The 26,003-nt window shown below is 61.3% G+C and carries 23 protein-coding genes; 11 read left to right on the top strand and 12 right to left on the bottom strand.

The window, feature by feature from the left end:
- Positions 1-11: 11 nt before the first annotated feature.
- The 5 genes from AC0J41_RS20115 to AC0J41_RS20135 all read right to left on the bottom strand — a co-directional run bounded on the left by AC0J41_RS20115 (position 12) and on the right by AC0J41_RS20135 (position 6,341).
- Positions 12-860, bottom strand: a complete 849-nt coding sequence (locus tag AC0J41_RS20115; protein ID WP_473013417.1) for an ABC transporter permease — start codon at positions 858-860, stop codon at positions 12-14.
- Entirely contained in the window at positions 857-1,765 is a 909-nt protein-coding gene (locus AC0J41_RS20120) for an ABC transporter permease (RefSeq protein WP_473013418.1), read from the bottom strand. Before AC0J41_RS20120 ends, AC0J41_RS20115 begins: the two co-directional genes overlap by 4 nt.
- 169 nt (positions 1,766-1,934) lie before the next feature.
- Positions 1,935-3,038 (bottom strand): ABC transporter substrate-binding protein, encoded by a 1,104-nt coding sequence (locus tag AC0J41_RS20125; protein WP_025111660.1) that lies wholly within the window; start codon positions 3,036-3,038, stop codon positions 1,935-1,937.
- 217 nt (positions 3,039-3,255) lie between these two features.
- The gene (locus AC0J41_RS20130; RefSeq protein WP_473016027.1) at positions 3,256-4,704 is read right to left on the bottom strand and encodes an aldehyde dehydrogenase family protein; all 1,449 of its coding nucleotides are present in this window, start codon (positions 4,702-4,704) and stop codon (positions 3,256-3,258) included.
- A complete protein-coding gene (locus tag AC0J41_RS20135) occupies positions 4,704-6,341 on the bottom strand; it encodes a 5-guanidino-2-oxopentanoate decarboxylase (protein ID WP_473013419.1) in 1,638 nt (545 codons plus the stop codon). Before AC0J41_RS20135 ends, AC0J41_RS20130 begins: the two co-directional genes overlap by 1 nt.
- A gap of 229 nt (positions 6,342-6,570) precedes the next feature.
- Here AC0J41_RS20135 and AC0J41_RS20140 point away from each other — a divergent pair, with 229 nt between their 5' ends.
- Positions 6,571-7,452 (top strand): LysR substrate-binding domain-containing protein, encoded by an 882-nt coding sequence (locus tag AC0J41_RS20140; protein ID WP_473013420.1) that lies wholly within the window; start codon positions 6,571-6,573, stop codon positions 7,450-7,452.
- Between the two features lie 124 nt (positions 7,453-7,576).
- Here AC0J41_RS20140 and AC0J41_RS20145 read toward each other — a convergent pair whose 3' ends face one another.
- Together AC0J41_RS20145 and AC0J41_RS20150 are read right to left on the bottom strand one after the other, a co-directional pair.
- On the bottom strand, positions 7,577-8,191 hold the full coding sequence (locus AC0J41_RS20145) for an NAD(P)-dependent oxidoreductase (RefSeq protein WP_473013421.1): 615 nt from the start codon (positions 8,189-8,191) through the stop codon (positions 7,577-7,579).
- Between the two features lie 45 nt (positions 8,192-8,236).
- Positions 8,237-9,115, bottom strand: coding sequence for an MBL fold metallo-hydrolase (locus AC0J41_RS20150; RefSeq protein ID WP_025111665.1), 879 nt, complete (start codon positions 9,113-9,115; stop codon positions 8,237-8,239).
- Positions 9,116-9,229: 114 nt separating this feature from the next.
- Here AC0J41_RS20150 and AC0J41_RS20155 point away from each other — a divergent pair, with 114 nt between their 5' ends.
- Together AC0J41_RS20155 and AC0J41_RS20160 are read left to right on the top strand one after the other, a co-directional pair.
- Entirely contained in the window at positions 9,230-10,135 is a 906-nt protein-coding gene (locus AC0J41_RS20155; RefSeq protein ID WP_218187652.1) for a LysR family transcriptional regulator, read from the top strand.
- A gap of 132 nt (positions 10,136-10,267) precedes the next feature.
- Positions 10,268-10,444: a hypothetical protein gene (locus AC0J41_RS20160; protein WP_007964044.1), complete on the top strand. Its 177-nt coding sequence runs from the start codon at positions 10,268-10,270 to the stop codon at positions 10,442-10,444.
- 74 nt (positions 10,445-10,518) lie between these two features.
- Here AC0J41_RS20160 and AC0J41_RS20165 read toward each other — a convergent pair whose 3' ends face one another.
- Positions 10,519-11,403, bottom strand: a complete 885-nt coding sequence (locus AC0J41_RS20165) for a helix-turn-helix domain-containing protein (protein ID WP_025111667.1) — start codon at positions 11,401-11,403, stop codon at positions 10,519-10,521.
- 177 nt (positions 11,404-11,580) lie between these two features.
- Between AC0J41_RS20165 and pobA the strand changes: the two genes are divergently transcribed.
- Positions 11,581-12,774 (top strand): 4-hydroxybenzoate 3-monooxygenase, encoded by a 1,194-nt coding sequence (gene pobA / locus AC0J41_RS20170; RefSeq protein ID WP_473013422.1) that lies wholly within the window; start codon positions 11,581-11,583, stop codon positions 12,772-12,774.
- A gap of 80 nt (positions 12,775-12,854) precedes the next feature.
- On the top strand, positions 12,855-14,372 hold the full coding sequence (locus AC0J41_RS20175) for an MDR family MFS transporter (RefSeq protein ID WP_025111669.1): 1,518 nt from the start codon (positions 12,855-12,857) through the stop codon (positions 14,370-14,372).
- Between the two features lie 125 nt (positions 14,373-14,497).
- Here AC0J41_RS20175 and AC0J41_RS20180 read toward each other — a convergent pair whose 3' ends face one another.
- From AC0J41_RS20180 to AC0J41_RS20195, 4 genes are all read right to left on the bottom strand, one after another.
- Entirely contained in the window at positions 14,498-15,346 is an 849-nt protein-coding gene (locus AC0J41_RS20180) for a cache domain-containing protein (RefSeq protein WP_473013423.1), read from the bottom strand.
- 196 nt (positions 15,347-15,542) lie between these two features.
- Positions 15,543-16,397: an ATPase gene (locus AC0J41_RS20185; protein ID WP_473013424.1), complete on the bottom strand. Its 855-nt coding sequence runs from the start codon at positions 16,395-16,397 to the stop codon at positions 15,543-15,545.
- 116 nt (positions 16,398-16,513) lie between these two features.
- The gene (locus tag AC0J41_RS20190) at positions 16,514-17,506 is read right to left on the bottom strand and encodes an NAD-dependent epimerase/dehydratase family protein (RefSeq protein ID WP_473013425.1); all 993 of its coding nucleotides are present in this window, start codon (positions 17,504-17,506) and stop codon (positions 16,514-16,516) included.
- A gap of 109 nt (positions 17,507-17,615) precedes the next feature.
- Positions 17,616-18,503 (bottom strand): LysR family transcriptional regulator ArgP, encoded by an 888-nt coding sequence (locus AC0J41_RS20195; protein ID WP_473013426.1) that lies wholly within the window; start codon positions 18,501-18,503, stop codon positions 17,616-17,618.
- A gap of 97 nt (positions 18,504-18,600) precedes the next feature.
- On the opposite strand from AC0J41_RS20195, the gene AC0J41_RS20200 reads away from it, so the two are divergent.
- The 6 genes from AC0J41_RS20200 (at position 18,601) to AC0J41_RS20225 (ending at position 25,992) form a co-directional block, all read left to right on the top strand.
- On the top strand, positions 18,601-19,002 hold the full coding sequence (locus tag AC0J41_RS20200; protein ID WP_473013427.1) for an ACT domain-containing protein: 402 nt from the start codon (positions 18,601-18,603) through the stop codon (positions 19,000-19,002).
- A gap of 5 nt (positions 19,003-19,007) precedes the next feature.
- The gene (locus AC0J41_RS20205; RefSeq protein ID WP_473013428.1) at positions 19,008-19,610 is read left to right on the top strand and encodes a LysE/ArgO family amino acid transporter; all 603 of its coding nucleotides are present in this window, start codon (positions 19,008-19,010) and stop codon (positions 19,608-19,610) included.
- Positions 19,611-19,786: 176 nt separating this feature from the next.
- Entirely contained in the window at positions 19,787-20,383 is a 597-nt protein-coding gene (locus AC0J41_RS20210) for a superoxide dismutase (protein WP_025111676.1), read from the top strand.
- Between the two features lie 368 nt (positions 20,384-20,751).
- A complete protein-coding gene (locus AC0J41_RS20215; protein WP_025111677.1) occupies positions 20,752-22,803 on the top strand; it encodes a putative bifunctional diguanylate cyclase/phosphodiesterase in 2,052 nt (683 codons plus the stop codon).
- Between the two features lie 139 nt (positions 22,804-22,942).
- Positions 22,943-24,286, top strand: coding sequence for an imelysin family protein (locus AC0J41_RS20220; protein WP_473013429.1), 1,344 nt, complete (start codon positions 22,943-22,945; stop codon positions 24,284-24,286).
- A gap of 278 nt (positions 24,287-24,564) precedes the next feature.
- Positions 24,565-25,992: a di-heme oxidoreductase family protein gene (locus AC0J41_RS20225; RefSeq protein ID WP_473013430.1), complete on the top strand. Its 1,428-nt coding sequence runs from the start codon at positions 24,565-24,567 to the stop codon at positions 25,990-25,992.
- Positions 25,993-26,003 lie beyond the last annotated feature (11 nt).

Here is a 26,003-nt window from a genome sequence, read left to right on the forward strand (position 1 = left end):
TGCACCTCAAATCAAAAGGAAACGCCGCCCTCGCCCACCAGCTTCTCCAGCGCCCAGATCAGGACGAAGTCGATCAGCACGATCAGCACGGCAAACGAGAACACGGTAGGGTCGAGCGATGACACGGTGCGGCTGTACATCCAGATCGGCACGGTCATGACGTCGATGGTGTAGAGGAAATAGGTCACGGTGAATTCGTTGAACGAGACGATGAATGCCAGCAGCATCCCCGCCAGAATCCCCGACTTCATCAACGGCACCACCACGTCGACAATCGCCCGCAGCGGCGAGGCGCCGAGCATCCGCGCGGCCTCTTCGACTTCACTGCCGATGGAGAGCATCGCGGCGGTGCAGTTTTTCACCACGAACGGCAGCGCCAGAATCACGTGGGCAATCACCAGCCGCGAGGTGGTCAGGTGGAACGGCAGACTGTCGAACACCAGCAACAACGCCAGGCCCAACACCACCATCGGAAACACCAGCGGCAGTGACATCAGTTGCAGCGCCACGGCTTTGCCGCGGAACTCGCAGCGGGTCAGTGCGTAGGCGGCGGGCACCGCGATCAGCGTGGCAAACAGCATGGTCAGGCACGACACCAGCAGGCTGGTGGCCATCGCCTGACCGAGGCTCAGCACATCGCTGGCGTCCGGCGAAACGAAGGTGTGCCAGGCCGCTTTGTACCATTGCAGGCTGTAGCTGCTCGGCGGGAAGTCGAGGTTCGACGCACCGCTGAACGACATCACGATCATGGTCAGGATCGGCAACACCGCCAGCAGCAGAATGAACCCGGAAAGGATCCCGGCGAACTTGCCGGTGTCGCCGGGCAACAGCGCCATGCGCTTCTTGGTCAGGGTACTCATTGCGAAGCCTCCAGCAGGCGCCGACGACGGCCGGTGATGTATTCGGACAGGGTCATGATCGCCAGCGTGGTGACGATCAGCACCACCCCGGCCGCCGACGCGGCGGGCCAGTTCATCAGCGGCGCGATCTGGTCATGCACCATCACCGCGAGCATCGGCACACGGCGGCCACCGAGCAGCAACGGCACGACAAAACTGCTGGCGTTGTAGGCGAACACCAGCGTCGCCCCGGTAATGATCCCCGGCAGACTCATCGGCAACACCACCTGACGGAACACCTGAAAACGACTGGCGCCCAGCGTTGCGGCGGCCTCTTCGTAAGTGCGGGCGACGCCGCGCATGGCGCTGGCAATCGGCAGCACGGCCAGCGGAAATGCGGTTTGCACCAGGCCCATCAGCACGCCGTTCTGGTTGTACAGCAACATGATCGGACGCTTGATCAGGCCCAGGCCCATCAGCGTCTGGTTGAGCATCCCGCCCGGGCCGAGAATCACCAGCCAGCCATAGCTTTGCAGCAGCAGGTTGACCAGCAACGGCAATAACACCGCCGCGAGGAAAATCCGCCGCACGAACGGCGAGGTCAGCCGCGACATGGTGTACGCCACCGGGATCGCCAGCAGCACGGCGATCACCGCACTGATCAACGCCAGGCGCAGGGTCAGCAGCAGCGACTTGAGGAAATAGGGTTCCAGCAATTGCGCGTAGCTGGCGAGGCTGAACCCGCTCCACTCCGCGCCTTTGGTGCCGACACTCATGCGCAGCACCAGCAGACTGGCGGCGATCAGCACACCGAGAAACAGCATCGACGGCGTGAGGAAAAACCACGCCCGGGCGGTCGGCGAAATACCGCGCGCCGGTCGCACGTCAGCGGCGCCGACCGGTTGGGTCAGGGATTGATGTTCCATAGCAATGATCTCGTCAATGGAAAGCGAATCTCCCAAACACCTCAGTCTCCTGTGGGAGCAGGCTTGCTCGCGAAAGCGGTGGATCAGTCAAACACTTTGGCGACTGACAGATTGCATTCGCGAGCAAGCCCGCTCCCACAGGGGATCTGTGGTGTCTGGAGGGTCGGCGTCAGGAAGAAAAAATTTCCGTGTAACGACGAATCCATTGGTCATGCACGGTGGCCAGGAAGGCGTTGTCGTGCATGATCGCCTTCTCGGCAATCTGCTCCGGCGTGAGGATGTACGGGCTCTTGCGTGCTTCGGCGGAGATGATTGCCTTGGCGTTGACCGGGCCGTTGAAGATGTCTTCGGCCATCTTGCCCTGCACCAGCGGGTCGAGAGAGTGGTCGATGAAGGCGTAGGCCAGATCGGTGTCGCCCGGACGGTTCTTCGGCATCACCGAGAGCATCAGGTCGGTGTAGAAACCTTCCTTCATGCCGAACGTGGCACCGAGGCCGTAGTTCGGATCGCGGATCTGCTTGGGGAAGAATGCCGGTGCGTACAAGCCGCCCATGTCCAGCGAGCCGGTGCGGAACAGCTCGGCAATCTGGTTCGGGTTTTCGCCCAGGGTGACCACACGATCCTTCAGCTCGGCGAGTTTCTTGAAGCCCGGTTCGATGTTGTGTTCGTCACCGCCCGCCAGTTTCGCGGCGATGATGATCAAGTCCATGGCCTCGGTCCAGTTCGGCGGCGGCAGGAAAATATTCGGTGCCAGATCGGCGTCCCACAACGCGGCGTAACTGTCCGGCGCCTGTTTGAGGGTGCGGGTGCTGTAGACCAGGCTGTTGCACCACAGCAGGTAACCGATGCCGTGGCCGTTAGCCCCGGTGCGGTACTTTTCCGGTACGTCGATCAGGTTGGGAATGCGGTTGAGGTCAGGTTTTTCCAGCAGCCCGGCGGCGGCCAGGCCTTCGGCACCGACCCCGGCCAGAGTGATGATGTCGTACTGCGCACGGTCACCGCCGGCCTTGAGTTTGGCGACCATTTCCGAGGTGCTGCCAGTGCGGTCGGCGATGACCTTGGCGCCGGTCTTGGCTTCGAACGTGGCGGCAATGTTGCGCAGTGCGGCGAGGCCAGTGTCATCCGACCAAGTCAGTAAACGCAGGGTCTTGCCGGCAAAACGCGTGTCACTGGCGCTGGCCCGGATGAAGGGCATGCTCAGGGCCGCCGCCGCTACCGAGGCGACGCCGACGGTTTTAATGAATTGACGCCTGTTCAGATCATGCTCGCCCATGAAGGACTCCCTTTGTTCTTTTAAGTATGAGGTTGGTCGCAACCGTTGCATCCGCGCGGCCGGATCCGCTGCAGCCCTTGTTTTCAAAGGCCTGCAGCGCTGCCGACGGGTTCATCCTGAGGTCGTGCAATACACCTGACTATCGATAAAAACTCATCGAAGCCATGACACCCACGCATGCCTCGTTGCGAGGCATGCGCTCACCGTTTTCGGGCATTCAGAGCGCCCGGATCACGTGTTTGATTTCCTGAAAAGCAGCCAGGCCCCACGGCCCCAATTCGCGGCCGATGCTGCTCTGCTTGTAGCCGCCCCACGCCGTCTGCGGGAAGATCACTTGCGGCGCGTTGAGCCACACAAGCCCCGCCTGCAGGGCGTTGGCGACCCGGTCGGCGGTCTCGGCGTTACGCGTCACCACACTGGCGACCAGCCCGAACTGGCTGTCGTTGGCCAGGGCGATCGCCTCGGCTTCGCTGCTGAAACTGCGCACGCACAGCACCGGGCCGAAAATCTCTTCGCACCACAGCGCACTGTCGAGGGGCACGTCGGTGAACACAGTCGGCTGCAAAAAATATCCTCGCGGCAGATCCGCCGGACGATTGCCGCCGCACAGCAGCCTGGCCCCGGCACTCAAGCCTCGGTCGATGTGGCCAAGCACGCGCTGGTATTGCGCCTGATTCACCAGCGCGCCCATCTCCACCTCCGGGTCGAACGGGTCAGCCACGCGAATCGCTTGCGCACGTTTTTTCAGGCGTTCAAGAAACTCTTCGGCCAGCTCATCGGCGACCAGCACCCGACTGGTGGCCGAGCACATCTGCCCGGCGTTGAAAAAACCGCCGCCGCAAGCCAGCTCCACCGCCAGTTCCAGATCGGCATCGGCCAGCACCAGCAGCGAAGATTTGCCGCCCAGTTCCAGGCTCACGCCTTTCACGGTTTCCGCGGCGCGCTGCATCACCTGCACGCCGACGGCGTTGCTGCCGGTGAAGGAAATCCTGGCGATACGCGGGTCAGCCGAGAGCGGTGCACCGACCGCCAGGCCGGTGCCGCAGACCAGGTTGAACACGCCTTTGGGCAGGCCGGATTCAGCGATGATCGCCGCCAGTTCCAGCTCCGGCAGCGGCGTGACTTCCGACGGTTTGAGCACCACGCAGCAGCCGGCAGCCAGCGCCGGTGCAAGTTTCCATGCGGTGGTGACCATCGGGAAATTCCACGGCACGATCAGCCCGACCACACCGCACGGTTCGCGGCGCAAACGTGCGCTGAAATCGTCGCTGGGCAGCGCCACGTTGCTGTCCTGTCTGGCGTCGAGACCTTCGGCCAACTCGGCGTAGTACTCGAAGGTAGCGATCACGTCGTCGACGTCGATCGCCGCTTCGAATTGCGGTTTGCCGTTGTTGCTCGACTGCAACTGCATCAAGTGATCACGACCGTTGCGTACGCCGTTGGCAATGTTGCGCAGGATTGCGCCGCGCTCGGCACCGGTGGTTTGCGACCACTCCTTGAACGCCGCAGTGGCAGCGCTCACCGCCTGGTCGACCGCGTGCTCATCACCGCCATTAACCGTGGTCAGCAGCGCTTCGGTGGCCGGGTTGATCACCCGCAGATGCTCGCGACCGGCCGACCATTGGCCGTTGATGTACAGGCCGTCGAGTGTGGTTGGGAAATTGATCATTGGGCCACCGCCTGCATCCACTGGGTCTGGTCGATTTCGATCAGGGTCGGGCCCTGACGATCGGTTGCGGCACGCAGTGCGCCGCGCAATTGCTCAACCGAACTGATCGCTTCGGCAGCGCAGCCCAGGGCCTTGGCGACGCCAATGAAGTCCGGGGTGTAGATGTCGACGCCGACCGGCTCGATGGCACGGTTGACCATGTACTTCTTGATCTCCTCGTAACCCTGGTTATTCCACAGCAGGATAATCACCGGGGTGCGCGCTTCGACGGCGCTGGCCAGTTCCGGCAAGGTGAATTGCAGACCGCCATCGCCGATCAGGCACACCACGGGCGGGCGAACGCCGCCCTCAAGGCTGCCGCCGAGCCATGCGCCGATTGCCGCCGGCAAGGCGTAACCGAGGGTGCCGTAACCGGTCGACGAGTTGAACCAGCGGCGCGGACGTTCTGGATTGAACGTCAGATTGCCGGTGTACACCGGTTGCGTGGAGTCGCCGACGAACACTGCATCCGGCAACTCGTGCAGGACGGTTTCGAGGAAACGCGTCTGGGCCAGTGTTGGCGCATCCCACGTCGCGGCCAGATCATCACGCAAACGCGCCGCCCGTACCTGCCCCCAATCGTTGCGACGCTCGGCCAGCGCTTGATGCGACAACGCGCTGAGCAGTGCCTGCGCGGCGTTGCGCGAGTCGGCGACCAGCGCCACGTGCGGCGGATAGTTGCGCACGGTCTGATCGGCGTCGATGTCGATGCGCAGCAACTTGCCGGGAATCTCGAAACCGCCGGCAAAGGTCACGTCGTAATCGGTTTCGGCCAACTCGGTGCCGATCGCCAGCACCACGTCGGCATCGGCCACCAGTGCGCGGGTCGCGACCAGGCTTTGCGTCGAGCCGATCAGCAGCGGATGGCTGGAGGGCAGCATGCCTTTGGCGTTGATGGTCAGCGCCACCGGAGCGTCGAGCAGCTCGGCCAGTTCGGTGAGTTCGGCGGCGGCATCGATGGCACCGCCACCGGCGAGGATCAGCGGACGCTGGGCGCCGGCCAGCAGTTCAGTCATGCGCCGTACGGCCACCGGCGCAGCCCCGGCGCGGTCGATATTCACCGCAACACTGGCGAGCAGCGCATCGGCTTCTTCCACCAAAACATCCAGTGGAATTTCGATGTGCACCGGACGCGGACGCCCGGCCTGGAACAGCGCGAAGGCCCGGGCCAGCACGCCCGGCAATTCCGCCGCCGACATCAGGGTGTGGGAAAACGCAGCGACGCCACCGACCAGCGCACTCTGGTTCGGCAGCTCGTGGAGCTTGCCGCGACCGCCGCCCAATTGGCTGCGCGTCTGTACGCTGGAGATCACCAGCATCGGGATCGAGTCGGCATACGCCTGGCCCATCGCGGTGGTGATGTTGGTCATGCCCGGGCCGGTAATGATGAAGCACACACCGGGTTTGCCGCTGGTGCGCGCATAGCCATCGGCCATGAAACCGGCGCCCTGTTCATGCCGTGGAGTGACGTGGTTGATGCTCGAACGGGCCAGCCCGCGATACAGCTCCACGGTGTGCACGCCGGGAATGCCGAACACCTGCTCGACCCCATAATCCTCGAGTAACTTGACCAGTACTTCGCCACACGTCGCCATGTCGATTGCCCTTTATATTCGGTTGAAACACAGAGCCCTTGGTGGGAGCGGGCTTGCTCGCGAAGGCGGTATGTCAGCCAACATCAATGGGCAATGACACACCGCATTCGCGAGCAAGCCCGCTTCCACAGGGGGCCGTGGAATGGGCTCATTGAACGGGTGGCAGGTAGCGGCAACAATCGATTAAAAGTCATACTAGCCATGTCCTCACGTCATACCTTGGATCCACATGAAACGACTGCCTCCCCTGCCCGCCCTGCACACGTTTCTGATCACCGCGCAGTGCTGCAACTTCACTCGGGCAGCCGAGCAGTTGCACATCACTCAGGGTGCGGTGAGCCGGCAGATCGCCGGGCTGGAGGATCATCTGGGGTATGAGCTGTTCATCCGTCTGGCCCGAGGCCTGGAGCTGACCGCCGAAGGGAGTGAATGGCTGCCACGGGTGGAAAAAATCTTCGGCCTGATCAGCGAAGCGACCGAGCAGATCGGTCTCAAGCGCGAAACCCTGCAGCTCAAGGCACCCAGCTGTGTGATGCGCTGGCTGGTGCCGCGCCTGCTGCAATGGCAGAAGGAACGCCCGGACGTGCCGGTCAAACTGACCACCACGCTGGCCCACGGGGTGGATTTTCAGCGCGAGCAATTCGATGCCGCCGTGGTCTACGGCACGTCGCCGGCCAACTCGTCGACTGCGCTGCACCTGTTTGATGAGCAACTGACCCCGGTGTGTTCGCCAACGCTATTGAAGGGTCCTCCGGCGCTGTCCGAGCCGGCTGATCTGCAACAGCATCTGCTGTTGCATCCGACCCGCGATACCCAGGACTGGACCGTGTGGCTGACCGCCGCCGAATTGCAGTTGAGCAACGTCAACATGGGCCAGCATTTCGAAACACTGGATCAGGCGATGTCGATGGCGTCCCACGGGACGGGGGTGGCGATTGGCGACTGGTCGTTGATCGGCGATGACCTGCGCGCCGGGCGGCTGGTGATGCCGTTTGAGTTGAAGGTGAAGACAGGACTGGGGTACTACGTGGTGATGCCGCAGGGCGTGGAAGCCTCGCCGCAGCTGGAGGAACTGATGATCTGGCTGGTGGAGCAGGCGCATACCCGCTGAAACACCCCAAAAAACCTGTGGGAGCGGGCTTGCTCGCGAATACGGTGTGTCATTCACCGTTGAGGTCGACTGACACTCCCTCTTCGCGAGCAAGCCCGCTCCCACATTTGTTCTGCGTCGTTGCTTAATACCCGACAGTAAACCGCTGACGCGAATGCTTCGGCGTTTCCACTTCGTCGATCAGCGCAATCGCGTAATCGGCAAAGGTGATCCAGCTGCGCCCTGCGGCACTCACCAGCAAGTGATCCTTGCCGACACGGAAGGTGCCGGTGCGCTCACCTTCGACAAACTCTGCCGACGGCGACAGAAAGGTCCAGTCAAGATCCTTCTCCTGACGCAACGCATCGAGGAATGCCGCGCCAGCGCTGGCCTCGGTTTTGTACTCGGCCGGGAATCCTGCGCTGTCGATCACGCGGGTGTCGTCCGGCAGCAACAGCGAACCGGCACCGCCGACCACCAACAGACGCTGCACGCCCGCCTGCTTCACCGGCCCGACCACAGCACTGGCGGGTACGGTGGCGAAATGCGCGGCGCTGATCACCACGTCGTGACCGGCCACTGCAGCTTGCAGCGCTGCCGAATCCAGCACATCGACATTCTTGCTGACCACACCGGCACGCGCGCCGATCTTCGAGGTATCACGGGCGATAGCGGTCACGCTATGGCCGCGACGCAGGGCTTCTTCCAGCAGTTGGCTACCGGCACGGCCGGTGGCACCAATGATTGCGATCTTGCTCATGACATTCTCCAGTTGGCTTGAGAGTGCTGCGTTTTCAGAATCGGCTTACCACTGCATTTCGCCCTTGGCGACTTTGGCGCTCAGCTCCAGCGAGCTTTCTTCGCCGAGTTTCGGGTAGCGCTTGTGCATGGCTTTGATCAGTGCGGCGGAATCCTTGGCCTTGGCGGTTTCGGCGTCGAAAGCCTTAATGTAGTCGGCGGTGAATTTCACGCTGGCCAGTGAGCGGCTGCTCTCGCCCAGGTAGTGACCCGGCACCACGGTTTTCGGCTTCAGGGTTTCGATCGAGTGCAGGGTTTCCAGCCAGTCGGCGTGGGATTGCGCGGTCTGGGTATCAGCCATCCACACATGGATGTTCTCGGCCACCACGACGCCACCGACCACGGCCTTGAGCGACGGAATCCACACGAAGCTGCGATCCGGCTGTTTGCCTTCAAGACCCACCACCTGCAGTTTCTGCCCTTCGAGCATCAGGCTGTCGCCCTTGAGCACGCCCGGCACGATGGTTTTGGCCGGCACGTCGGCGCCCATTTTCGGGCCCCAGAAAGCGAGCTTGCCTTCGACGGTTTTGTTGATGTGATCCACGGTCGGTTGCGAGGCCAGCACTTCGGCATCCGGGAAGGCTTTGGTCAGGGTGTCGAGGCCGAAGTAGTAATCCGGATCACCGTGGCTGATGTAAATGGTGGTCAGGTGTTTGCCGCTGGCGCGGATCTTTTCCACCACCTGCTCGGCCTGGGCCTTGCCGAATTGGGCATCGACCAGAATCGCGTCTTTCTCGCCGCTGACCAACACCGAGGTCACCGGAAAAATCGCCTGAGTGCCAGGGTTGTAGACATCCAGGCTCAGGTTGGCGGCAGCGGCGTGGGCCGCGAAACCGAGGGTGGCGGTGGCCAGCAAAACGCGCTTGAGGGTAGTGAAGCCGATCATCTGTTGCTCCGTTGTCTGAATGCCGTGTTTGGCGATGGGACAGAGCTTAGTTGCCTGACTCGGTACAAAAAATGCGATGCTTGAACATAGTTTGTTTCTGAAAGCGGGCAAATCATGGATCGTCTTCAAGCAATGCGGGTGTTTGTCACGGTAGTCGACCTCGGCAGCCAGTCGGCCGCGGCCGATCATCTGGACCTGTCGCGACCGGTGGTGTCGCGCTATCTGGCGGAGCTGGAGGACTGGGTCGGCGCGCGCCTGATGCACCGCACCACACGCAAGTTGAGCCTGACGGCCGCTGGCAGCGAGATCCTGCCGCGCTGCCGGCAGATGCTCGAACTCTCCAGCGACATGCAGGCGGCGGTCAGCGAACCCCACGACGCACCGCGCGGGCTGCTGCGCATCAGCGTCAGTACCTCGTTCGGCCAGGCGCAACTGGCCGATGCCATGGCGGCGTACGTCAAGCGCTACCCCGGGGTCAGCATCGACATGCAGATGCTCGACCGCACGGTGAACCTGGTGGATGAGCGCATCGATCTGGCGATCCGCACCAGCAATGACCTGGACCCGAACCTGATCGCCCGGCGCCTGACGGTGTGCCGATCGCTGGTCTGCGCCGCGCCCGCCTACCTGCGGGACAATCCGCCACCACAACGGGTCGAGGACCTGAGCCGGCACAATTGCCTGACCCACTCGTATTTCGGCAAGAGCCTGTGGCATTTCGAAGAGCACGGCGAACCGGTGTCGGTGCCGGTGCAAGGCAACATCAGCGCCAACGAGGCCAGCACCCTGTTGCGCGCCACGCTGGCCGGTGCAGGCGTGGCGATGCTGCCGACCTATCAGGCCGGGGTGCACGTGCATGCCGGTGAACTGGTGCGCCTGTTGCCCGACGCCGAGCCGCGGCAGATGAACATCTACGCGGTGTACGCCTCGCGCAAGCACATGCCAGCGGCGCTGCGCAGCATGCTGGATTTTCTCGTCGAACGATTCCCGGAAAATCCCGAATGGGATATGGGCCTGTAAATCCGATTCCCCCAGGGTGTTATCCGTATTCTGAATGGGATGTCACCTACGCGGGCGCCGTGGCTGGAAACTCTGTGCCGCTGACCTATGCTGAAAGTAATACCGCAGGGTATGCGTTCAGAGGTCCACGCCATGAACATCAGAACAAGAAGGTACTTCGCGATTTTCATCACCTGCGCCGCCACACTGGCGCTGTACGGCACTGCGGCCTGGCGGGTCGAGCAACTGCGACAGCTGCCCCGCGAGTATGCGAGCTGCAATTTCGAGCGCTGCATTCCGCACAACGCGACGCTCAATGCGTTGCGCTGATCGACCTTGGCTGGAATGCGAACCTGTGGGAGCGAGCCTGCTCGCTCCCACAGGACTTTGCAGCGTTTACACGATCACTGATCGGCCTTCAGCCGGTCACGAAACGCCTTTGGCGAAATCCCCACCCGGCGCCGGAACAGGCGCGTGAAGTTGGTCGGATCGGAAAACCCCAACAGCTCCGACATCTCGTAAATGGTCATGCTGGTGTACGTCAGCAAACGTTTGGCTTCCAGTAACTGGCGTTCGTGCATTATCTGCAGCGCTGGCTGCCCTGCCAGTTCCCGGCAAGTACCGTTGAGGTGCGAGACCGAGATACCGAGGCGATGAGCGAGGTCTTCGACCTTCACATGCTGGCGGTACGTCTCTTCCACCAATTGAATGAAACCGTTGAGGTATTCGCGCTGGCGTTGCGGCCGCTGGCTGGCATTGTGGCGCACGAGCGCCTGACGGCTGACCCAGACCATGATCACGCTGACCAGCGAATGCATGAGCATTTCCCGCGCAGGTTGATGGCCGTTGTACTCGGCCTGCAACGCAGAAAACAGACTGTTCAGGTACTGCGCATCCTTGCCCGCCGGGTAGTGCTCGGCCTGGGCCAGGGCGTGCACCGAATTGCCCAGTTGCGCCTGCAGGTGGTGGATCAACGGATTGGCGAGGGTGACGACAAAACCTTCGACGTCCTCGGAAAAACGAAAGCCATGCACCGACAACGGTGGCAGGACTTGAATGGCGGGTTCGTTGAGCTGCGTGCGTTGACCTTCGATTTCAAGCTCTGCCTGACCTTTGAAAACGAAGAGTAACTGGCACAAATCGGCGTGGCGGTGGGGTTTGATTTCCCATTGATGTTCGCGGCTGCGTTTGGAAATGGTTTCACAGTGCAGCAAGTCAGGGGTCGGCCAGTCCAGGCTTTCACCGTAGAGCTTGAACACCGGAATCGAAGGCAGGTCAGGCTTGTTCATCACTTCAATCCAGGCCTCGAGGTTGCGGGCGATAATCGCACCGATTGGCAGAATGTACAGGTATCGGCTCAGTTTTCACCTTCAATTGACAGACCCGCAAGGGAAAAATGCAAGCACTCGATCCATAAAAATCATTCTCCGGTTCATACCGCGTGAAGCTTGCGAGTCATAAAAACAATGAAAACGCTGAAAACCCAAGTCGCCATCATTGGCGCCGGCCCCTCCGGATTGCTCCTCGGCCAGTTGCTGCACAACGCTGGCATCGACACCCTGATTCTTGAACGCCAGACACCCGACTATGTACTCGGGCGAATTCGCGCCGGCGTGCTTGAACAAGGCATGGTAGAGCTGTTGCGTCAGGCCGGAGTGGGCGCGCGCATGGATGCTGAAGGGTTGGTGCACGCCGGCTTCGATCTGGCATTGGACGGGCGTCTGGCCCACATCGATCTGCAGGGTTTGACCGGGGGAAAAACCGTCATGGTTTACGGTCAGACCGAGGTCACTCGCGACCTGATGGCCGCTCGTCGGGAGGCCGGTGCGCCGACGATTTACGAGGCGAGCCATGTCGTTCCTCACGGCATGAAAAGCGACGAAGCGTTTGTCACCTTCGAAAAGGATGGTGAAACCTGGCGCGTCGATTGCGATTACATCGCCGGCTGCGACGGTTTTCACGGTGTAGCCCGGCAGTCGATTCCCGAGGACTGCCTGAAGATTTTCGAACGGGTCTATCCGTTCGGCTGGCTGGGGATTCTTGCCGACACCCCGCCGGTGCACGAGGAACTGGTCTACGCCCGCCACGAACGCGGCTTTGCCCTGTGTAGCATGCGCTCGGCCACGCGCACCCGTTACTACCTGCAAGTGCCGGCCGAAGAAAACGTCGCAGACTGGTCCGATCAACGCTTCTGGGATGAACTCAAAACACGCTTGCCCGTGGAGCTCGCCGAAAAACTGGTCACCGGCCCGTCGATCGAAAAAAGCATCGCGCCGCTGCGCAGTTTTGTCGTCGAGCCGATGCAGTACGGGCGGATGTTTCTGCTCGGCGATGCCGCGCACATTGTTCCGCCCACCGGTGCCAAGGGTCTGAACCTGGCCGCCAGTGATGTCAGTACGCTGTTCAATATTCTGCTGAAGGTCTATCGCGAGGGCCGCACCGACCTGCTGGAGAAGTACTCGCAGATCTGCCTGCGCCGGGTATGGAAAGCCGAGCGGTTTTCCTGGTGGATGACCTCGATGCTGCACCGCTTCGACGAGCATGACGATTTCAGCCAGCGGATCAGCGCCTCGGAACTGGACTACTTTGTCAGTTCAGAAGCGGGTCGAAAAACCATTGCAGAAAATTACGTCGGACTTCCGTATGAGGCTATCGAATAGCCTGCTATCGACTTACACTGGCGAGCATCTCCCGCTCGCCTTGCGACCTGCGGGATCATCACTGCACGCAGGTTCCGCCCGTGACCAATCTTCACCAGCCTGAAACACCCAAACCGGCCATTCGCAGCGTGCTGGTCGCGCTGATGCTGGCGATCTTTCTTGGCGCGCTGGACCAGACCATCGTCGCCGTCTCGATGCCCGCCATCTCGGCACAATTCAAAGACGTCAGCCTGCTGGCCTGGGTAATTTCCGGGTACATGGTGGCGATGACCGTGGCCGTGCCGATCTACGGCAAGCTCGGCGATTTGTACGGGCGGCGCAAACTGATGCTGTTCGGCATGGGCCTGTTTACCCTGGCCTCACTGTTTTGCGGCATGGCGCAAAGCATGGAACAACTGGTGCTGGCGCGGATTCTCCAGGGCATTGGTGCCGGCGGGATGATTTCGGTCAGCCAGGCGATCATCGGCGACATTGTTCCGCCCCGCGAACGTGGCCGTTATCAGGGTTACTTCAGCAGCATGTACGCGGTGGCCAGCGTCGCCGGGCCGGTGCTCGGTGGCTACATGACCGAATACCTGTCGTGGCGCTGGGTGTTTCTGATCAACCTGCCGCTGGGGCTTGGCGCCTATTGGGTCGCGCGGCGCAACCTGCGTGGGCTGCCGATACCGCAACGCAAGCCGATCATCGACTATCTCGGCACCCTGCTGATGATCATCGGCCTGACTGCGTTGCTGCTGGGCATCACTCAGGTCGGCCAGGGCCATTCGTGGCGCAGCAGCGAAGTGCTTGGATTGTTCGCCTGTGCCGTGCTGGTGCTGGCGGTGTTCGTCTGGCATGAGCGCCGCGCGCGTGAGCCTTTGCTGCCGATGCATCTGTTCACCAATCGCAACGCGCTGCTGTGCTGGTGCACGATTTTCTTCACCAGTTTCCAGGCGATATCACTGATCGTGTTGATGCCGCTGCGCTTCCAGAGCGTCACCGGTGCCGGCGCCGATGCGGCGGCGTTGCACTTGCTGCCGCTGGCGATGGGGCTGCCGATTGGCGCCTATTTCGCCGGGCGTCGGACCTCGGTGACCGGGCGCTACAAACCGCAGATTCTGACGGGCGCGATGCTGATGCCGATCTCGATACTCGGCATGGCGTTCACCCCACCGGATGCAACGCTGGTCAGCAGTCTGTTCATGTTGCTCAGCGGTATTGCCGGCGGCATGCAGTTCCCGACTTCACTGGTAGGCACGCAGAACTCGGTGGAACAACGCGACATCGGCGTCGCCACCAGCACCACCAACCTGTTCCGCTCATTGGGTGGCGCAGTGGGGGTGGCGTTGATGTCGGCGCTGTTGCTGGCCTTGTTGCAGGATTCGAGTTTCGCCCATCTGGCGAGCAATTCACTGATCAGCGAAGGGCACTCGGGCAACGTACTGCTCGACGGTTTGAACGCGGCCCCGGGCGATGCGCAGAACGCCTTGCGCGCAGAGCTTTCGGTGACGTTCCGGCATTTGCTGTGGGTGAGCACGGCAGTGTCGTTGCTGGGGCTGGCGGCAGCGATCGCGATGCCGAACAAGCTGTTGCGCGGGCGGGAGCACGGCGCCAAATAGCAGCAACACCGCGATCCCCTGTAGGAGTGAGCCTGCTCGCGATGAAGGTGTGTCAGTCGACATGACTGTTGAACGACACACCGCATTCGGGAGCAAGCCCCCTCCCACAGGGGAAAGTGTTTCACTCAAGGGCTGTAGTAACCCACCGCCACCAGAAAGTGCCCGACCTTCTTCAGGTAGGCATGCTTGTCCTCGACCTTGCCGGTCACCGGGTTTTTCCAGCGGTATTCGTATTCGCCGTCATCCTGCTTGGCGATCAGCGCCAGAATCGGCTCGCCCACCGGTTTGCCTTCCGGGTCCTTGATCTTGCTGAAATCAGTGTTGATCAGCCGCAGGTTGGTGCCGTGGGCCACGTAGCGCCGGGTATCCAGATCGACCACGAACACGTACAGGTCATCCTGCAGATAACCACCCTTGAGCGAGTTGATTGCCGTCAACGTGCCCTTCTCGTCCTTGCCCAGGTCAGTCGCGGCTTTATCAAGCAGCGCCTTGGCCTGTTCCGCCGAAGCTCGCGGCAGGTAATAGCCGACCGCGAGGATCCGCTGGCCGATGCGCTGGTAGTAGACGTGCTTGCGCTCGACCTTGCCGTCCGCCCAATTCTGCCAGCGGTACTCGGCTTGCTGGATACCATTGCCTTCGGGCACCAGCAACGCATCCTTGAAGGCCTTTTGCAGATCCGGCCCGAGCACTTCGCTCACATCGCGACCGATCAAGGCAGAGGATGGCCCGCCACTGGCAAGCATCACGCCTTTGGTGTCGAGCACGAACACGTAGCGATCCTTGTCCACAAACTCGCCCTGACGGCTGAATGCGGCGAAGGCCTTGTCGCCGTTGTCGTGGTAATAGGCCAGGGCCTTTTCCAGCAAAGCGATGGCCGCCTTGCTGTCGTCCTTTTGCGCAGTGGCGGCGCTGACCTGTCCCACCCCCACCAGAAGCATCACACCGAGCCACGCCACTTTATGCAAAAACCCCATAACGCATCCCTCGTTCTTGTTGGTGTTTCAAGAGCGTAGACGGCTTGGGGTGATGCATGGATATTCAGCGCAAGTCGAAAGATTGCAGCAGATGTCTGTGGCGAGGGGGCTTGCCCGCTCACCACAGAAACAGCTTCACCACAGAGGTATCTTTACCACGAAGATATTTCCACCTCAGGTGTGGCTGACTCAGGCCCTATGGCCGGGCGTTGATCTGTTGCTGCAGGTTCTGGATCTGCGCTTGCAGGGTGTTGAGATTACGGGTCATCTGGCCACGGAACGCATCGAACTCAGCGGTGTTGCCGCCACCCTGTGGCGTTGCCGGGCGGTTGTCCTGCTCGCTTTTGAGGACCACGATTTCCTGCTCCAGACGCTCGATCGCCGCGTTCGAATTGCCCTGCTTTTTCAGCGCGGTGATATCAGCGCCCAGGCTTTTCAGCTGGGCGTCATAGCTCTTGAGCTGCGCGTCGACCTTGCCAGTGTCGGCCGGTGCAGTTTTCAGGGCCGCCAGTTCGGCGCTCAAGGCTTTGACCTGAGCCTGCAACTGGGTGTTGGCGTTCTGTTGCTCAGTGGTCTGCGCGGTCATCTGCGCCAGGCGCTTGTCCAGATCGCTGGCCTGGCCGACCACGCCCTGTTGCTGCTTGCTCTGATCCACCAGCTTGTCTTCCAGCTGTTTGATCTGCAGCTTCAACGCTTCGCTGTCGCTGGTGACGTTGCTCTGACTCGCCACCACCTTGCCGGAAATGTCCTGCAGGCGCCCCGCTGCTTCCTCGCTGATGCGCGCAAAGCTTTCCTGGGTGGCGACCAACTGCTGCTCCATCAGCGAAATCTGCTGGAAGCTCCACCAGGCCAGACCGATGAAGGCGAAGAACAACGCGCCGACCAGTGCCCACAGCGGCCCGGTACTTGCGGCCTTGACCTTGACCACCGGTGGCGTGCGCGAGTGCACGGCCGTGCGGGCGGTGGGCGCAATGTCATCGTCGTCAAAGGTGTCGGCCCGCAGGCTCGGTACATCGTCGAAATCGTCGTTGGCATCGTTACGCATGGACATTGAGGCAACCTTTGTGGAACGCAGTGATGGCTAAATGCTGCGAAGTATAACTGCCGCAGCCGCAGGGATTGACCCTCAAGCGGCAGAGCGGTTCATTGCCGGCCGGCCGACTTGTATCAGCGGATGTCCTGAGCTTTCCACCAACTGCAGAACTCATCGAGGGCCGACCACAGGCTGACTTTCGGATCGTAGTCCAGATAATGCCGGGCGCGGCTGATGTCGAGGGTGAAATTTTTCTTCATGACCTGCATGCCCAATCGCGACAGCGTAGGTTCCGGACGCCCCGGCCAGAGTTTACAGGCGCCTTCGTTGAGCGCAGCAACGCTGTAGGCCAGGCCGTACGAGCGGTACTTGGTGACCTGCGGCACATCCATTTTGCGCATCACATAATTGACCACGTCCCACAACGGCACCGGTGCGTCATTGCTGATGTTGTAGGCCTTGCCCAGCGCCGAACCCGCCGCCAGCAGACTGCCGAGCAGCGCTTCGTTGAGGTTCTGCACGCTGGTGAAATCGACCTTGTTCAGGCCGTCGCCGATGATCGCCAGACGCCCCTTGCGCTGCATATTGAGCAGACGCGGAAAGATGCTCATGTCGCCAGCGCCGGTAACGAAGCGCGGACGCAGGGCAATGGTTTCGAGACCGAATTCCTGCGCGCCGAAGACCTTCTGCTCAGCCAGATACTTGGTTGCGGCATAGTGATGCTTGAAGCGCTTGGGCACTTGCTCTTCGGTCAGGCCAAGGTGATCGCGGCCATCGAAATAGATCGACGGCGACGACAGGTGCACCAGCCGGCGCACGCGCTGCTTGAGGCAGGCTTCAACGACGTTTTCGGTGACCTGCACGTTGCCCTGATGAAAGTCCTGATAACGCCCCCACAAGCCGACGGCACCGGCGCAGTGCACCACCGCTTCGACGTCGGCGCAGAGATCGCGCGCCAGATCCGCATCGGTGAGGTCGCCCGGGACGAACTCCGCACCACGGCGCACCAGATGCTCGACGCTTTCGGCCCGGCGACCGTTGACCCGCACGTCCAGGCCCTGCTCCAGAGCGAAACGCGCAAAGCGTCCGCCAATGAAGCCGCTTGCGCCGGTGACCAGAATTTTCATGCAAAACTCCAACAAAAAAGCAGCTGCGAGCATCAAGCCTCTAGCTGCAAGTCTAAAACGGTGCGCAGCGCTTTACTTGCCGCTTGCAGCTTGACGCTCGCAGCTGCTTTCAAGCCACCAGCCATTGTGGTGAAGAACGTACCAATTGCTCGGTCAGCAACCCCAGCAACTGACCGCCATTGCGCCAATGATGCCAGTACAACGGCACATCGATCGGTTTATCTGGCAACAGTTCACGCAACACCCCGCGTTGCAGTTGCTCGCGCACTTGCAGTTCCGGCACCAGCCCCCAGCCAAGGCCGGCCTCGGTCAGGCGGATGAAACCTTCGGAGGACGGGCACAAATGGTGCTCGAATCCGCCATCGACGCCGAGCGATGCGAGGTAACGATGCTGGAGGAAGTCGTCCGGGCCGAACACCAGCGCCGGGGTGCGTGGCAGTTGCTCGGCACGCACGCCGTCGGGGAAATGCCGCTCGATGAACGCCGGACTGGCCAGCGCGCGGTATCGCATTGCGCCGAGCAACACGCTGCGCGCACCGGCGACAGGTCGTTCACTGGCGCACAGGCACGCGGCCACTTCACCGGCACGCATGCGCTTGAGCCCAACCGTCTGGTCTTCTACCACCAGATCAAGCAACAGATGCTGTGCGGCGCAGAAATCCCCCACCGCCTCGGCCCACCAGGTGGCGAGGCTGTCGGCATTAAGCGCAATGCGCAGGCGTTCCGGCACCCCTGCTTCATCCAGCGCCGGCACCAGCGTTTGCAAATCACGTTCAAGCAGGCGCACCTGCTGCACATGGTTAAGCAAACGCCGGCCGATCTCGGTCGGTGACGGTGGCGTGCCACGTACCAGCACCGGTTGGCCAACCCGCGCCTCCAGCAGTTTGATTCGCTGCGAGATCGCCGATTGCGACAGGCCCAGCACCTGCGCGGCACGTTCGAATCCGGCCTGCTCGACCACGGCGGCCAGAGCGGAAAGCAATTTGTAGTCGAACATCAGTTTTCCTAATGAGCGATCAGCACTATTGGTTTTTCTTATACCGCTTTCAACCGGAGAATAGCCAGCAAGCACTCTTTATCAAGGATCAACTCCAATGGCTGGCGAAACCTCACTCACGACCTTGCTGCGCAGCATGAGCCCGCAGCTCAACGCCGGCGAATACGTGTTCTGCACCCTGCGCGACGGCCAGTTGCCGAACGGCCTGGAGATTGTCGGCAGCTTTCGCGAACAGGAAGGCCTGACCGTGATCCTGGACCGCGCCAACGCTGAACGCGCCGGCTTCAGTTTCGACTACGTGGCAGCGTGGATCACCCTGAACGTGCATTCGGCGCTGGAGGCAGTCGGGCTTACCGCCGCGTTTGCCACGGCACTGGGCAAGGCCGGGATCAGTTGCAACGTGATCGCCGGCTACTACCACGATCATTTGTTTGTCGGTCAGGCCGACGCCGAACGTGCCATGCACGTTCTGCGCGATCTCGCAGCCAACGCGGAGTGAACCTTATGTGGCAAAGCTATGTGAACGGCTTGCTGGTGGCGTTCGGGCTGATCATGGCGATCGGCACCCAGAACGCCTTTGTCCTTGCCCAGAGCCTGCGCCGCGAACACCACCTGCCGGTGGCGGCACTGTGCGTGGCCTGCGATGCGCTGCTGGTGGCCGCCGGAGTGTTTGGTCTGGCGACGATCCTTGCGCAGAACCCGACATTGTTGGCAGTGGCGCGCTGGGGCGGTGCAGTCTTTCTGATCTGGTACGGCAGCCAGGCGCTGCGACGTGCATGCTCGAAACAGAGTCTGGATCAGGGCGAAAATCAGACCGTGCGTTCGCTGCGGGCGGTGATGCTCAGTGCGCTGGCGGTGACGCTGCTCAACCCGCACGTTTATCTGGATACCGTGTTGCTGATCGGCTCGCTCGGCGCGCAGCAATCGGTGCCGGGGGCTTATGTGGTGGGTGCGGCGAGTGCCTCGCTGTTGTGGTTTTTCACCCTGGCGCTGGGCGCGGCATGGCTTGCACCGTGGCTGGCCCGGCCGAGTACCTGGCGGATTCTCGATCTGGTGGTCGCACTGATGATGTTCACGGTAGCGGGGCAATTGATATTGGCGAGCTGATTTATTCCAAACAGCTCTGGAACCTCTATCCCACACAGTTGTTGCGTGGTTAAGCCTTGACCCCGGTGCTATGATCCGAACCCTGCGCCGCAAAGAGTAAAAACTCGTCGGTGCATTTCTGGCCGCCCGTGATCGGCCTTGCGCTCACCGCAACAGACCTGATTAGGAGAATCATCATGGCTTTCGAATTGCCGCCGCTGCCTTACGCACACGATGCCCTGCAGCCGCACATTTCCAAGGAAACCCTGGAATTTCACCACGACAAGCACCACAACACCTATGTCGTGAACCTGAATAACCTGGTGCCAGGCACCGAGTTCGAAGGCAAGACTCTGGAAGAAATCGTCAAATCTTCCTCGGGCGGTATCTTCAACAACGCCGCTCAGGTCTGGAACCACACCTTCTACTGGAACTGCCTGGCGCCAAACGCCGGCGGTCAACCAACCGGCGCACTGGCTGATGCCATCAACGCTGCTTTCGGTTCGTTCGACAAGTTCAAGGAAGAGTTCAGCAAAACCTCGATCGGCACCTTCGGTTCCGGCTGGGGCTGGCTGGTGAAAAAGGCTGACGGTTCCCTGGCCCTGGCCAGCACCATCGGCGCCGGCAACCCGCTGACCAGCGGCGACACCCCGCTGCTGACCTGCGACGTCTGGGAACACGCTTACTACATCGACTACCGTAACCTGCGTCCGAAGTACGTTGAAGCGTTCTGGAACCTGGTCAACTGGAAGTTCGTTGCTGAGCAGTTCGAAGGCAAAGCCTTCACCGCTTAAGCTGCGTGCGAGTCAAAAAACCCGGCATTGCCGGGTTTTTTTATGCCTTTGGTTTCTCCAGACGCTGCCCCAGGCTGCGATCTTGATCAGTGGGTAGCGTGTTTCCTACCAGGAAAGCAGCCTTCGTCCCCTTGCCGCCACGCCATGGCGGGCTAACATCAAACAGAGGAAATTTTCTCCCGTTCCCCTCAAGTTGCAGGCTCAAACTACCGACACAGTACGATCAGGGTAAGAACTCCAGGCAGCTGCATTTCGGCCAACGCCACAGGCAAATATCCCTGGGCTTGATTGTCCCTTTGACTGCCAACACGGGATTGCCAATACTCATGGCAACTTGACGCTACCCGCACGGAACAAGGAATAACCCTTTGAAGCTGGAACTCAAGAACAGCTTGTCGGTGAAGTTGCTCCGGGTCGTGCTCCTTTCGGCATTGATCGTCGGCGTTGTCTTGAGCTGTGCCCAGATCGTCTTCGACGCCTACAAGACCCGCCAGGCTGTGGCCGGCGACGCCCAACGGATCCTCGACATGTTCCGTGACCCATCGACCCAGGCCGTCTACAGCCTGGACCGGGAGATGGGCATGCAGGTGATCGAAGGCCTGTTTCAGGACGATGCCGTGCGTCAGGCCTCCATCGGCCATCCCAACGAGGCGATGCTCGCGCAAAAATCCCGTGAGTTGCAGCATTCCAACAGCCGCTGGCTGACCGACCTGATCCTCGGCCAGGAACGCACCTTCACCACACAATTGGTCGGGCGCGGTCCCTATAGCGAGTATTACGGCGACCTGAGCATCACCCTCGATACCGCCACTTACGGCGAGAGCTTCATCGTCAGTTCGGTGATCATTTTCATTTCCGGCGTATTGCGCGCCCTGGCCATGGGCCTGGTCCTGTACCTGGTCTATCACTGGCTGCTGACCAAACCGCTGTCGCGGATCATTGAGCACCTGACCGAAATCAATCCGGATCGCCCCAGCGAGCACAAGATTCCGCAGCTCAAGGGCCACGAGAAAAACGAACTCGGCATCTGGATCAACACGGCCAACCAGTTGCTCGAATCCATTGAACGCAACACCCATCTGCGCCATGAAGCGGAAAACAGCCTGCTGCGCATGGCCCAGTACGACTTCCTCACCGGCCTGCCCAACCGCCAGCAATTGCAGCAGCAACTGGACAAGATTCTGGTGGATGCCGGCAAGCTGCAACGCCGGGTCGCGGTGTTGTGTGTGGGGCTGGATGACTTCAAGGGGATCAACGAGCAGTTCAGCTACCAGACTGGCGATCAGTTGTTGCTGGCACTGGCCGATCGCCTGCGCGCCCACAGTGGCCGCCTCGGCGCCCTCGCCCGTCTGGGTGGCGACCAGTTCGCCCTGGTGCAGGCCGATATAGAACAGCCTTACGAGGCGGCGGAACTGGCGCAGAGCATCCTCGATGATCTGGAAGCGGCGTTTGCCCTCGACCATCAGGAAATCCGCCTGCGCGCGACCATCGGCATTACCCTGTTCCCCGAGGACGGCGACAGCACCGAGAAGCTGTTGCAGAAGGCCGAGCAGACCATGACGCTGGCCAAGACCCGTTCGCGCAACCGCTATCAGTTCTATATCGCCAGCGTCGACAGCGAAATGCGCCGCCGCCGCGAACTGGAAAAAGACCTGCGCGATGCGCTGATTCGCGATCAGTTCTATCTGGTCTATCAACCACAGATCAGCTACCGCGATCACCGTGTGGTCGGGGTCGAAGCGCTGATTCGCTGGCAGCACCCGGAACACGGGCTGGTGCCGCCGGACCTGTTCATCCCGTTGGCCGAGCAGAACGGCACGATCATCGCGATCGGCGAGTGGGTACTCGATCAGGCCTGCAAGCAATTGCGCGAATGGCACGATCAGGGTTTCGTCGATCTGCGCATGGCGGTCAACCTGTCCACCGTGCAACTGCACCACGCAGAGTTGCCACGGGTGGTCAACAACCTGCTGCAGATATACCGCCTGCCGCCGCGCAGCCTGGAACTGGAAGTCACCGAGACCGGCCTGATGGAAGACATCAGCACGGCCGCACAGCATCTGCTGAGCCTGCGCCGCTCCGGGGCACTGATCGCCATCGACGACTTCGGCACCGGCTATTCATCGCTCAGCTATCTGAAAAGCCTGCCGCTGGACAAAATCAAGATCGACAAGAGCTTCGTCCAGGACCTGCTGGATGACGACGACGATGCGACCATCGTTCGCGCGATCATTCAACTGGGCAAGAGCCTGGGCATGCAGGTCATCGCCGAGGGCGTGGAAACCGCCGAGCAAGAGTCCTACATCATCTCCGAAGGCTGTCACGAAGGTCAGGGTTATCACTACAGCAAGCCGCTGCCGGCCCGGGAACTGAGCGCCTATCTCAAACAAGCCCAGCGCAGCAACGCAGCGATCCTTTGATGCAGCGCATAACCCTCGGCTAAACAAGAAATATTTCCAGCCACAGCCCTTTACACATAATGCGAAAGATTTGCATTATGTCGCAGCTTTGCGCACCCCCGCGCCCTGTCCATTCAATTACCGAAGCAGGATGTTCGCCATGATTCGTATGCCTCTGGCTACCGCCAGTCTGCTGGCCATCGCTATTTCCCTCGCCGGTTGCGGCGAAGGCAAAGACAAGGCTGCCGCCCCGGCCGCGCCGACTCCGGCCGCCAGCACCGCCGCTGCAGCAGCACCTGCCGCCGCCGGTAAAGTCGATGAAGCCGCCGCCAAGGCTGTGGTCGCGCACTACGCCGACATGGTCTTCGCCGTCTACAGCGATGCCGAATCCACCGCGAAAACCCTGCAAACCGCTATCGACGCGTTCCTCGCCAAGCCGAACGCCGAGACGCTGAAAGCCGCTCGCGCTGCCTGGGTTGCCGCTCGCGTGCCGTATCTGCAGAGCGAAGTGTTCCGCTTCGGCAACACCATCATCGACGACTGGGAAGGTCAGGTGAACTCCTGGCCACTGGACGAAGGCCTGATCGACTACGTCGACAAATCCTACGAGCATGCACTGGGCAACCCGGGCGCCAACGCCAACATCATCGCCAACACTGAAGTCCAGGTCGGCGAAGACAAGGTCAACGTGAAAGACATCACCCCGGAAAAACTCGCCAGCCTCAACGAGCTGGGCGGTTCCGAGGCCAACGTCGCCACCGGCTACCACGCCATCGAATTCCTGCTGTGGGGCCAGGACCTGAACGGCACCGGCCCGGGCGCTGGCAACCGTCCGGCTTCGGACTACCTGGAAGGCGCCGGCGCTACCGGCGGTCACAACGATCGTCGCCGTGCGTACCTCAAAGCCGTGACCCAACTGCTGGTCAGCGACCTGGAAGAGATGGTCGGCAACTGGAAACCGAACGTGGCCGACAACTACCGCGCCACCCTGGAAGCCGAACCGGCCGAAAGCGGTCTGCGCAAAATGCTCTTCGGCATGGGCAGCCTGTCCCTGGGTGAACTGGCGGGCGAGCGCATGAAGGTTTCCCTGGAAGCCAACTCGCCGGAAGACGAACAGGATTGCTTCAGCGACAACACCCACAACTCGCACTTCTACGACGCCAAAGGCATTCGTAACGTGTACCTGGGCGAGTACACCCGTGTCGATGGCACCAAAATGACCGGCGCCAGCCTGTCGTCGCTGGTGGCCAAGGCCGACCCGGCTGCCGACACCGCGCTGAAAGCCGATCTGGCCGCGACTGAAGCCAAGATCCAGGTCATGGTCGATCACGCCAACAAGGGCGAGCACTACGACCAGTTGATCGCCGCGGGCAACACGGCGGGCAACCAGATCGTGCGTGACGCCATCGCTTCGCTGGTCAAGCAGACCGGCTCGATCGAAGCCGCTGCCGGCAAACTGGGCATCAGCGACCTGAACCCGGACAACGCTGATCACGAGTTCTGATCACAGCGTCTGCGTCAAAAAAGGCGACCTTCGGGTCGCCTTTTTCATGCCTGCCATACACACAACCCTGTGGGCGCAGGCTTGCTCGCGAAAACGCCGGGTCAGACACAGATGAGCTGACTGACACACCGCTTTCGCGAGCAAGCCCGCTCCCACAGAGGCGACTGCGTATCTCCAAATCACTGCGCTGTATCAAGCAAACGATAATTCCTCTTATTCAAACCCCCTCGCCCTGTTAGACTTTGCGCCTTTATTTTCGCCCGTCCGCAGGATGTCTGATGCCCTCGCTGCCTCTTCGCTTGTCCGCACTGTTTCTGGCCCTGAGCCTGAGTGCCTGCGATGACGCCCCGCGTTTTACCAAGGCCGAGCCGGGTGAAGCACGTTCGGGTGGTGCGGCGACCGTGCGCAAGACTGATCAGAATGCGTTTTCCCTGCCCTCGGCCAACCTGCCGCCGTCGCGCCGGGTCGACTTCAGTGTCGGCAACAGTTTTTTCCGCAGCCCGTGGGTGATCGCCCCGTCGACCACCACCGCCCGCGATGGCCTCGGCCCGCTGTTCAATACCAATGCCTGTCAGGGCTGCCATATCAAGGATGGCCGCGGCCATCCACCACCGCCCGACGCGCCCAACGCCGTGTCGATGCTGGTCAGACTGTCGATCCCCAATACAGCGCAGTTTGCCAAAGTCATCGAACAGGTTGGCGTGGTGCCGGAGCCGGTCTACGGCGGGCAGTTCCAGGACATGGCCGTGCCCGGTGTCACACCTGAAGGCAAGGTGCGCGTCGAGTACACGCCGGTGCCGATTCGCTTCAAGGACGGCACTGAAGTGGAACTGCGTAAACCGGTTCTGCAATTCAGCCAACTGGGCTACGGCCCGATGCACCCGGACACACGTTTCTCGGCCCGCGTCGCGCCGCCGATGATCGGTCTCGGCCTGCTCGAAGCGATCCCGGAAGAAGCGATTCTCGCCAACGCAGCCGCCCAAGCCGAAGACAACGAAGGTATCAATGGGCGCCCGAACCGGGTGTGGGATGACGCGTTGCAGAAGACCGTCATGGGTCGATTTGGCTGGAAAGCAGGGCAGCCGAACCTCAATCAACAGAATGTTCACGCGTTTTCTGGTGATATGGGCCTCACCACCAGCCTGAGACCGTTCGATGACTGCACCGACGCGCAAACCGCCTGCAAACAGGCGCCGAACGGCAATGGTCCGGATGGCGAGCCGGAAGTCAGCGATAACATCCTGCGCCTGGTGCTGTTCTACACCCGCAACCTCGCGGTGCCGGCACGTCGTGGCGTCAACGACGAACAAGTGCTGGCCGGCAAGAACCTGTTCTTCCAGGCCGGTTGCCAGTCCTGTCACACCCCCCGATACACCACCGCCGCCAACGCGGCCGAACCTGAACTGGCCAATCAAGTGATTCGCCCGTACAGCGATCTGCTGCTGCATGACATGGGCGATGGCCTGGCCGACAACCGCACTGAATTCCAGGCCTCCGGCCGCGACTGGCGCACCCCGCCGTTGTGGGGGATCGGCCTGACGCAGGCGGTCAGTGGCCACACTCAGTTTCTGCATGACGGCCGCGCCCGCAATCTGCTCGAAGCCGTGCTCTGGCATGGCGGCGAAGCACAGAAGGCGCAGCAACAGGTTTTGTCTTTCAACGCCGAACAGCGTGCCGCGCTGCTGGCGTTTTTGAACTCACTTTAAACACTAATAAA

It is taken from the genome of Pseudomonas sp. Arb-4-2C, from assembly GCF_055755015.1.